Annotated in this window: 2 protein-coding genes; both read right to left on the minus strand. The window is 72.2% G+C overall.

Annotated features, from left to right (window positions below; translation table 11 throughout):
* A partial coding sequence (locus FNH04_RS32480; RefSeq protein WP_152789444.1) for a condensation domain-containing protein occupies positions 1 to 1,639 on the minus strand: 1,639 nt, incomplete at its 3' end.
* Complete coding sequence (locus FNH04_RS32485) at positions 1,636 to 10,530, minus strand: non-ribosomal peptide synthetase (RefSeq protein ID WP_322724471.1); 8,895 nt, start codon at positions 10,528 to 10,530, stop codon at positions 1,636 to 1,638. The genes FNH04_RS32480 and FNH04_RS32485, both read right to left, overlap by 4 nt.
* Between the last annotated feature and the right edge of the window lie 10 nt (positions 10,531 to 10,540).

Genomic DNA, 10,540 nt, shown 5'->3' on the forward strand with positions numbered 1-10,540 from the left:
CCCCCAACACGGCCGCCACCAGGTCGATCCCACGCGGCAGACACAGACCCACCACCGACTCCGGACCCGCACCCGCCGCACGCAACAAACCCGCGAACCGCCCAGCCCGCTCCCACAAACCCCCATACGTCACCAGACGCGACCCACACACCACCGCCACCGCATCCGGATGCTGCCGCACCCGCTCGGCGACCAGGTCATGAGCTCCGCCCACACCCGGCAGCGGCGCCACCGTGTCGTTCCAGTCCGCTACCACCTGGACCCGTTCGGCGGCGGTCAGGACGGGCAGCTCCGCCACCTTCTGGTCCGTGCTCGTTGCGATCGCTTCCAGCACGGTGGCCAGGTGCTCCGCCATCCGCTCCATCGCGGCCGGATCGAATCGGTCCCGCTCGTAGTCGAGGCGGATCGACAACTCCTGTACCGGTCCGATTCCCGCTGCCACCGTCAGCGGGTAGTTGCCCTGCGGGCGGCCATGGAACACCGCGCCCGCCCGCAGGCCGCCCGTGCCCGGCGAGCCCTGCCCGCCGTTCCAGCCCGGGGCGGGGTAGTTCTCGAAGATGAACAGCGTCTCGAACAGGGGCTGTCCGGCGGGGACCTGGCTGCAGGCCTGGATGTCGGTCAGCGGGGTGTGCTCGAAGCGGCGGCCCCGTACCTGCTCGGCCTGTACGGCGGCCAGCCACTGCGGGACGGTCTGGCCGGGATCGACCTTGATGCGGGCCGGGGTGGTGTTCATCAGCAGCCCGATCACGCTCTCGATGCCGTCGAGCTGACCGCTGCGCCCGGAGGAGGTGACCCCGAACACGACGTCGTCGGTGCCGGCATAACGGGCCGTGAGGACCGCCCAGGCACCCTGGACGACCGTGTTGACCGTAAGCCGGTGCCGCCGCGCGAACTCCGCCACCCGGGCGAAGGCGTCCTTGTCCAGCCGTGCCCAGGCGGTGCCTCGCCCGGTCTCCCCCGTCGTGTGCCCGACCCCGAGCGCGTTGGGTGCGGTGAATCCGGCGAGTTGCTCCCGCCAGTACCGTTTGGCCTCCTCCTGGTCCTGGCCGAGCAGCCAGGCCACGAAGTCGCGGAACGGGCGCCGGTCCGGCAGGATCGGCTGCCGCCCGGCCACCAGTTCCTGGTAGGCCTGCAGCACCTCTCCGATGACCGCAGGGCTGCTCCAGCCGTCCAGCAGCAGATGGTGGTAGCTCCACAGCAGCTGGTGGCGGTCCTCTCCCAGGCGCACCAGTGCGACGCGCACCAGCGTCGGTGCGGCGAAGTCGGCGCCCGTCGTCTCGTCGGCGGCGAGGTAGTCGTCGATCGCCCGCCGCTGGGCGTCCTCGTCGAGGCCGGACAGGTCGATCACCTGCCAGGGCAGCGGCACCGACCGCGACACCACCGCCATCGGCACCGGAACCTGCTCCCACACCACCCCGGTACGCAGCACCTCGTGCCGGGCGAAAACCAGCTCCCAAGCCTGACGCAGAACACCAGGGTCCAGGTCGCCGTGCAGCGGCAGCCCCATCCAGATCCAGTACACCCCCATCCCGGGAGCGAGTCTGGAGTGGAACAGCATGCCCTGCTGCAACCCGGTGAGCGGGTAGATGTCCTCGATGGCTCCGCCGCTGGGCTGCGCTGTCAGGTCGAACGCTGTCATGACCGACCTCCGGAATCGGTGCTCTCACCCGGCGGGGACACCGAGCCGAAACGTTGTTTGATGAAGTCGAGGGAAGACTGGTCAAGGGCGGCCAGCGGGAAGTCCGATGGCGTGTAGCCACTGGCCTCTGGGCGGCAGCAGTGGTCGATCAGTTCGCCGAGGACCTCGATGTAGCGGTGCGCCAAGCCCGAGATCGTCGCCTCGTCGTGGATTTCGCTGCTGTAGGTCCAGCCCAGACTCAGGCGGCCGTCGACGACCTGGCCGTTGATCTCGATCAGGTACAGCCGGTCGCCTTCGAGGGAGTGCGCGTGGCCCTGTGGTCTCTCGACCACCTGGAATCGGCCGCCGGCGTCACCGCCGTGGTCGGTCCTGTCATCGGCCGACCTGCCGGGGGTGGCCTGGCCGAGGTAGTTGAAGCTGATCTCCGCGGTCGCGGGCGGCCGCCACCCCGACAGATGGCGCAACAGGCCATAACCCAGACCATGACGGGGCACCCGCCGCACCATCTCCTTGGTGTCCGCCAGCACCCGGCCCGGCTCGGTCCCACCGGGCAGCACCACCGGATACAGGCAGGTGAACCAGCCCACCGTCCGGGACAAGTCGATTCCCGGGCCTTCCTCGTGACGACCGTGGCTCTCCACGTCGACGACCGCCGACCCGCCGTCACCGAGCCAGCCGCCCAGCACCATCCCCAGCCCCGCCAGCAACACCTCCTCCACACGCAACCGCGACTCCGACGGCACCCGGGACAACAACCGCGACGTCGCCTCCTCCCCCAGAACCACCCGCACCTCCCGGCCCGCCACCGCCGCGTTACGCCCCGACCGGTCACGCGGCACCGGCCGTACCCGGCTCACCACCCCCTCCCAGTACGGGATCTCAGCAGCGGCCCCACCGGAATCCGCCAGCTCGGTGAGATAGGACGACCACGCCGCGAACGACGTCGTCTTCGCCGGCAGAACCACCGGCTCCCCCACCGACAACCGCCCGTACGCCAACCCCAGATCACCCACCAGAACCGGCCACGACACCGTGTCCACCACCAGGTGATGCACCACCACGAACACGAGCGGCCGCGCTCCCCGGTCGAAGACCACGACCCGGATCAGCGGTCCGGCGGACAGGTCCAGGGAGCTCTGCGCCGCGTCAGCGACGCTCGTCAGCCATTCCTCCTCGTCCGTTCCGGACGGGCACGGCCCCGCGTCCCACACCACGTCCGCATGCGCTGCGCCGGTCTCCTCGACCCCCACCACCCGGCCACGCCATTCCCCATCCACCAGATCGAAGCGCGACCGCAACCCGTCATGATGCGCCAGCACCTCCGCCACGGACGCACGCAGAACACTCAGATCCACGCGGCCCGCGGCCTCCAGCAGAACCGACTGGTTGAAATGCCACGGCACCGGCAGCCCCAACCCGAAGAACCACCGCTGCACCGGCGACAACGCCGCATCACCCACCACGGCGCCCTGATCCCCCACCGCACCCGCACCGACCTCGGCGGCAGCCGCCAGCGACCCCGCCGTCTGGAAATCGAACAGCTGCGCCACCGACACCCCGACACCTGACGACCGAGCCCGCGCCACCACCTGAATCCCGGTGATCGAGTCCCCGCCCAGCTCGAAGAAGTTGTCATCGACGCCCACCCGGTCCACACCCAGCGCCCGGGCGAACGCCTCCGCCAGGACCCGCTCCGCCTCATTGCGCGGAGCGACGAACTCCGTCACCTCCGGACGCGCCACGTCAGGATCCGGCAGCAGAGCCCGATCGATCTTGCCGTTGGGCGTCAGCGGCAGAGCGGCCAGCTCGGTGAAGGAGGCCGGGATCATGAACTCGGGCAACCGCCGCCGCAGGAAATCGCGTAGATCGGACACCGAGGGAATCCCGTCGGCGGAATCGGCCGGGACCAGGTAGGCCGACAACCGGGCCGAAGTCCCCTCCCCGAATACGGCGGCCACCGCCGACCGGACCTTCGGATGCGCGGCCAGCGCCGCTTCGACCTCGCCCGGTTCGATCCGGTAGCCCCGCACCTTGACCTGGTCGTCGGCCCGGCCCAGGAACTCCAGCAGGCCGTCGGCACGCCACCGCACCCGGTCACCCGTCCGGTACATCCGCGAACCGTCCCCGGCGAACGGGTCGGCGACGAACCGCTCCGCCGTCAACGCCGGCGCGCCGAGATAGCCTCGGGCCAGGCCCGTCCCGCCGATGAACAGTTCCCCGGCCACCCCGATCGGCACCAGGCCCATCGACTGGTCCAGGACGTACAGGCGGGTGTTGTCGAGCGGGGCGCCGATCGGCAGTGCTCCGTCCGTCCGGCCGTCCGGGCCCTCCTCGGGCAGGTGGGTGTAGGAGCTGACGCCGATGGTGGCCTCGGTCGGGCCGTAGATGTTGTGCAGCGGCACCGGCAGCGCCCTGGCCAGGGCGGCCGCGGTCAGCCCGGTGAGCTGTTCCCCGCCGCACACCACCTGGCGCACCCACCTGCACCTGGCCAGGCCGGGGCGTTCGGTGAGGACCGTGAGCATGGCCGGGACGGTCGGCAGGACGCTCACCCGCTGAGCCGTCATCGTCCCGATCAGCCCGTCGACGTCCGCGACCGGTCCGGTCACCGGCATGACGACCAGCGTGCCGCCCGCGGCCAGCCCCGGGTACAGCTCGACCCCGAACGCGTCGAAGCTCGGCGACGTCGAGGCCACCAGCACCCGGTCGTGCTCCGTGACGGCGAACCGGCGGTTGAACCAGCACACGAAGTCGGCCAACGCGTCGTGCCCGACCATCACACCCTTCGGCTGCCCGGTCGATCCGGACGTGTAGATCACGTACGCCGGCCGCCCGGCCCGCGGCGGCGGGGCCGCGGCGGGCTCCGCCGCGGTCACGGCCTGCCGCACCGCGGGGTCGTCCAGCGCGATGACCCGCAGCCGCCGCACCGGCAGGTCGTCCACCGTCGCGGACGTGCCGAGCAGGACCGCCGCGCGACTGTCGGCCAGCATGAACGCCAGCCGTTCCGGCGGGTATGCCGGGTCCAGCGGCAGGTGGGCCGCCCCGGCCCGCCACACGGCCAGCACCGCGACGGTCAGGTCGATGCCGCGGGGCAGGCACAGCCCCACGACGGTCTCCGGTCCGACCCCGACCCCGCGCAGGTATCCCGCCAGGCGGGCCACCCGTGACATCAGCCCGGCATAGGTGAGAGACCGTTCCCCACACGTCACGGCGACCGCGTCCGGGCGGGCGGCGGCGTGCTCGGTGATCGGTTCGAGAACCCCGGCCGCCGGCCGGGGAACCGCGGTGTCGTTCCATTCGACGGCGAGCCGGTGGCGCTCCGCGGCGGTCACCATCGGCAGCGCCGACACCGGACGGCTCGCGTCGGCCGCGACCGCGTCGAGGAGCGTGCCCAGGTGCCCGGCCATCCGCTCGACGGTGGCCGGGTCGAACAGCGCCACCATGTACTGGATCACTCCGGACAGCTCGCGCCCGTCGTCGCTGAAGATCATCCGTAGGTCGAACCGCGAGATGGCGCCCGTCCACAGGCCCTCGAGCACCCCGGGATCCAGGTTCCGGGTCGGGTCGTCCTCGGTGTTGAAGTAGTTGAACAGCACCTGGAAGAGCGGGGCGCGAGATCGGTCGCGTTCGCTGACCAGCGCGTCGACGAGCTGCTCGAACGGCAGGTCCTGGTGGGCGTACGCGGTGAGCGTCGTGTCGCGGACCCGGCCCAGCAGCTCGGTGAAGGACGGGTCGCCGGACAGGTCGGTGCGGAGCACCAGGTTGTTGACGAAGAAGCCGATCAGGTCCTCGGTCTCGGCCCGGTTCCGGCCCGCCGCCGGAGTGCCCACCACGATGTCGTCCTGGCGGCTGTAGCGGCCGAGAAGCACCACGAACGCCGTGAACAGCGTCATGAACAGGGTGGCGCCGTTGTCTCGGGCGATCCGCCGCAGCGCGTCCGCGGTCGCGGTCGCGACGGTGAACGGCACCACGGCGCCCGCGCTGGAGAGGACCGCGGGACGGGGCCTGTCGGTGGGCAGGTCCAGCACCGGGGCCCCGGCCAGCCGGTCGCGCCAGTAGGCCAGCTGCCCGTCCAGCACCTCGCCGGTCAGCCAGGACCGCTGCCACACCGCGAAGTCGGCGTACTGCACCGGCAGGGGCGGCAGCGGATCGGGCTCCCCGGCCCGGAACGCCTCATAGAGCGCCGCCAGTTCCCGCCGGAAGATCCGGTCCGACCATTCGTCGAAGGCGATGTGGTGGACCGACATGGCCAGGATGTGGCCGGCCGGGCCGAGCCGGATCACGCCGGCGCGGATCAGCGGCCCGGCCGCCATGTCGAAGGGCAGCAGGGCATCCGCCATGATCAGCAGCTGGGCGCCCGCCACCGCGTCGGGCAGCTCCGACACGTCCACCACCGGCAGGGGGACCGGCCCCGGAGGATCGACGGCCTGGCGGCCGACGCCGTCCGGGCCGACCACCAGCCGGGTGCGCAGCACCTCGTGCCGCGCCACGATCGTGTCGAGTGCCGCCTCCAGGCTCCGGATGTCCAGGTCCCCGTCCAGCCACATGGGCGTCGGCACGTTGTACTCGGTCGAACCCGGTTCGAGCTGGTCGAGGAACCACAGCCGCTGCTGTCCGAACGACAGCGGGAGAGGCCGGTCCCGGCGCACCGCCGTCACGGGCGGCACCGCACGTTCCGCCGACGTGCCGTCGATGACGCCGGCCAGGCCGCGCACGGTGGGACGGCCGAACAGCGCGGCGAGGGGCACTTCGGCCCCGAACTCCGTGCGGATCCGGGAGACGACCCGCGTGGCCAGCAGCGAATGCCCGCCCAGCGTGAAGAAGTCGTCCTCGACCCCGACCCGGTCCACGCCCAGCAGTCCGGCCCAGATCCCGGCCAGCAGTTCCTCGGTCCGCGTCGACGGCGGCGTGTAGTGGCCGTTCAGCGCGGGACGGAGGTCGGGGGCGGGCAGCGCGGCGCGGTCGAGTTTGCCGCTCGGGGTCAACGGCACCGCCGCCAGCTCGGTGAAGGCGGCCGGGACCATGAACTCCGGTAACCGCAGGGCCGCGAACCCGCGCAGCTCGTCGGGCGCGGGGATGCCTTCGGCGTGATCGGCCGGGACCAGGTGGGCCACCAGCCGCGCGCCCGCGCCGGTCCCGTCCACGGCTGCCACCGCCGACCGTACGGCGGGATGGGCGGCGAGGACGGCTTCGACCTCCGCCGGCTCGATCCGGAACCCGCGCACCTTGATCTGGTCGTCGGCCCGGCCGAGGAACTCCACCTGCCCGTCCGACAGCCACCGCACCCGGTCACCTGTCCGGTACAGGCGCGATCCGTCGGCGGCGAACGGGTCGGCGACGAACCGCTCCGCGGTCAGCGCCGGGCGCCGGCCGTATCCGCGGGCCAGCTGCGGGCCGCCGATGTACAGCTCTCCCGGCACCCCCACCGGCACCGGGTTCAGGAACGCGTCCAGCACGTACAGCCGTGTGTTCGGCGCCGCGCGGCCCACCGCCGGCGCGCGCCGCGTCTCGGGGTCCACCGGCCCGGCGGTCACCATTACCGTGGCCTCGGTCGGCCCGTAGGTGTTGACCAGCCGCCGGTCCCGCGCCCAGGCCCGCGCCAGTGCCGCGCTCATCCGCTCGGCCCCGGACAGCACCGTGCCCAGGCCCGGTACCCGCGCCGGGTCCAGGACCTCCAGCAGCGACGGCACCACACTGGCCGCCTCCACTCCCAGCGCCGTCACCATCGCGGCGAGCCGGGTCGGATCGGCCCGCTCGGCTCCGGCCGCCACCACCAGCGTGCCGCCGAGTCCCAGCGTCGCCGCCAGGTCCAGCACGGCGGCGTCGAAGCTGAACGAGGCGAACTGCAGCACCCTGGTCCAGGGGGTGACGCCCAGCACCGGCCCGAGGGCGACGGCGAGGTTCACCACACCGCCGTGGGTGAGGCGCGTGCCCTTCGGGGTTCCGGTCGAACCCGATGTGTAGATCACGTACGCCAGCGTGTCCGGCTCCACCCGGGCGTCCTGAGGTCGGCCCGGCGGCGGCACCGCAAGCTCCGCCCGTACCTCCGGGTCGTCCAGCCACACCGCCGGCACGCCGTCCCCGGCCGGGCCGCCCGCAGCCGAACGGTTCCCGACCAGCAGGACCGCGTCGCCGTCGGTCAGCATGAATTCCAACCGGTCCGCGGGGTACTCCGGGTCCAGCGGCAGGTACGCGCCGCCCGCCAGCCACACCCCCAGCACCGCGGTCACCATGTCCACCCCGCGCGGCAGGCACAGGCCCACCACCGACTCCGGCCCCACCCCTCGCGTGCCCAGCAGGCACGCCAGCCGCCATGCCCGGTCCACCAGGCATCCGTAGGTCACCTGCCGCCGCCCGCACACCACCGCGACCGCGTCCGGGTGTGCCGCCGCGCGGGCGACGATCAGCTCGGCCACCCCGCCCGCCGACGGCGGCGGCACGGCCTCGCCGTTCCAGCCTCCGGCCACCTGCTGCCGCTCGGCCGCCGTCAGCACCGGTATCCGCGAGAGAGGACGGCCCGGGTCAGCGGCCACCGCCCGCAGCACCGTCACGATGTGCCCCGCCAGCCGGTCGATCGTGTCCGGATCGAACAGTTCCGTGCTGTAGTCGATCTGGCCGGTCACGTCCGCCCCGCCATCGGCCAGCGCCAGCGCCAGGTCGAACTTCACCTCCACCGGACGCGGCGCGACATCCCGGCCGGGCCGGGTGGCCTCCTCGTCCGGGTCGGGGGTGGCGTAGCTGAAGAAGACCTGGAACAGCGGTGTGCGGGAGCGGTCTCTTTCGGTGACCAGGGCGTCCACCAGCCGCTCGAAGGGCAGGTCCTGGTGGGCGTAGGCGCCCAGCGCGGTCTCCCGGACCCGGCCCAGCAACTCGGTGAAGGACGGATCCCCGGACAGGTCGGTGCGCAGCACCAGGGTGTTGACGAAGAACCCGATCAGGCTCTCGGTCTCGGCCCGGTTCCGGTTCGCCACCGGCGTCCCGACGACGACGTCGTCGGTGTCGCAGTAGCGGCCCAGCAGCACCAGGTAGGCCGCCAGCAGCACCATGTACATGGTCGCGCCGTTCGCGCGGGCCATCTCGCGCAGCGCGTCGGCGGTCTCGGCCGGGATCGTGAAGCGGGCCGCCGTGCCCGCACTGGACCGCACCGGGGGACGCGGCCGGTCGGTGGGCAGGTCCAGCACCGGTGCGCCCGCGAGTTTGTCCCGCCAGTAGGCGAGCTGGCCGTCCAGGACGTCTCCGGTGAGCCAGGAGCGCTGCCAGACGGCGAAGTCGGCGTACTGCACCCCGAGCGGCGGCAGCGGATCCGGTTCACCGGCCCGCGACGCCCGGTAGAGCGCCGACAACTCGCGCCAGAGAATCCGCCCCGACCATTCGTCGGAGACGGCGTGGTGCATCGACAGCGCCAGCAGGTGCCCGGTGTCGGCCAGCCGGATCAGGCAGGCCCGCAGGAGTGGTCCGGCCGCGAGGTCGAACGGCGCCGCCGCGTCGACCGCCACCAGACGCCTGGCCGCGGCCATCGGATCGGCGACGCCGGACATGTCCGCCACCGGCAGCGGCACCCGTCCCGGCGGGTCGATCACCTGGTACGCCATCCCGTCCGGGCCCGCCACCAGCCGTGTCCGCAACACCTCGTGCCGGGCCACCAGCGCACCCAGCGCCGCGCCCAGCGCGGCCACGTCCACCGGACCGTCGAACCACATCGGCGACGGCACGTTGTACTCGACCGAACCCGGCTCCAACCGGTCCATGAACCACAGCCGCTCCTGCCCGAACGACAACGGCAACGGCTCGTCCCGGGAAACCACCGTCACCGGCGGCACCACCGCACTGGGGGCCGCCTGCTCAATCACAGCGGCCAGGCCGCGGACGGTGGGGTGGTCGAACAGAGCGGCAAGCGGAATCTCGGTGCCGAACACCTCGCGGATCCGCGAGATCACCTGCGTGGCCAGCAGCGAATGCCCACCCAGCTCGAAGAAACCGTCCCCCGCACCGACCCGGCCGACCCCCAGCACCTGCGCCCAGATCCCCGCCAGAAGCTCCTCGGCCGCCCCGGCCGGCGCCACGAACGCCCCCAGTTCGGAACGGGAGAAGTCAGGATCGGGCAGCGCGGCCCGGTCGATCTTCCCGTTGGAGGTCAGCGGCACTGCGGACAGCTCGGTGAACACCGACGGGATCATGAACTCCGGCAACCGGTGCCGCAGATGGTCACGCAGTTCTCCGGCCGGGGGGAGGCCGCCGTCGTGATCGGCGGGCACCGCATACGCGACCAGCCGACCCGTGCCACCGGCCACCGCCACCACCGCCGACCGCACATCCGGATGCGCCGCCAGCGCCGCTTCGACCTCACCCGGCTCGATCCGGTAACCCCGCACCTTGACCTGCTCGTCGACCCGGCCCAAAAACTCCAGCCGCCCATCCGGCAGCCACCGCACCCGGTCACCCGTGCGATACATCCGCGAACCGTCCCCCGCGAACGGATCCGCAACAAACCGCTCCCCCGTCAACGCCGGCCGATTGCCATAACCACGCGCCACCTGAGCCCCACCGACGAACAGCTCCCCAGCCGTCCCGACCGGAACCAGACCCATCGAGCCATCCAGCACATACAGACGGGTGTTCGCGATCGGCCGCCCGATCGGAACCCGCTCCAACACCTCCTGACCAGCAACGACCACATCAACACAACAACCGACCACCGTCTCCGTCGGGCCGTACTCGTTGACCACCACCGTCCCGGGCGCCGCAGCCAGCCAGTCCCGCACATAAGCCCCGGGCAGCGCCTCACCCCCCACCACCACATGTCCCGCCAGACCAGCCAGACTGCGGTCAGGCAACAAATCCCGCAGCAACGGCAGATGCCCAGGCACCACCTTCAGCAGCCCGAACCCCCCCACCGAGCGCGCC

The sequence above is a fragment of the Streptomyces phyllanthi genome (assembly GCF_009377205.1).
Taxonomy (GTDB): Bacteria; Actinomycetota; Actinomycetes; order Streptomycetales; family Streptomycetaceae; genus Streptomyces; species Streptomyces phyllanthi.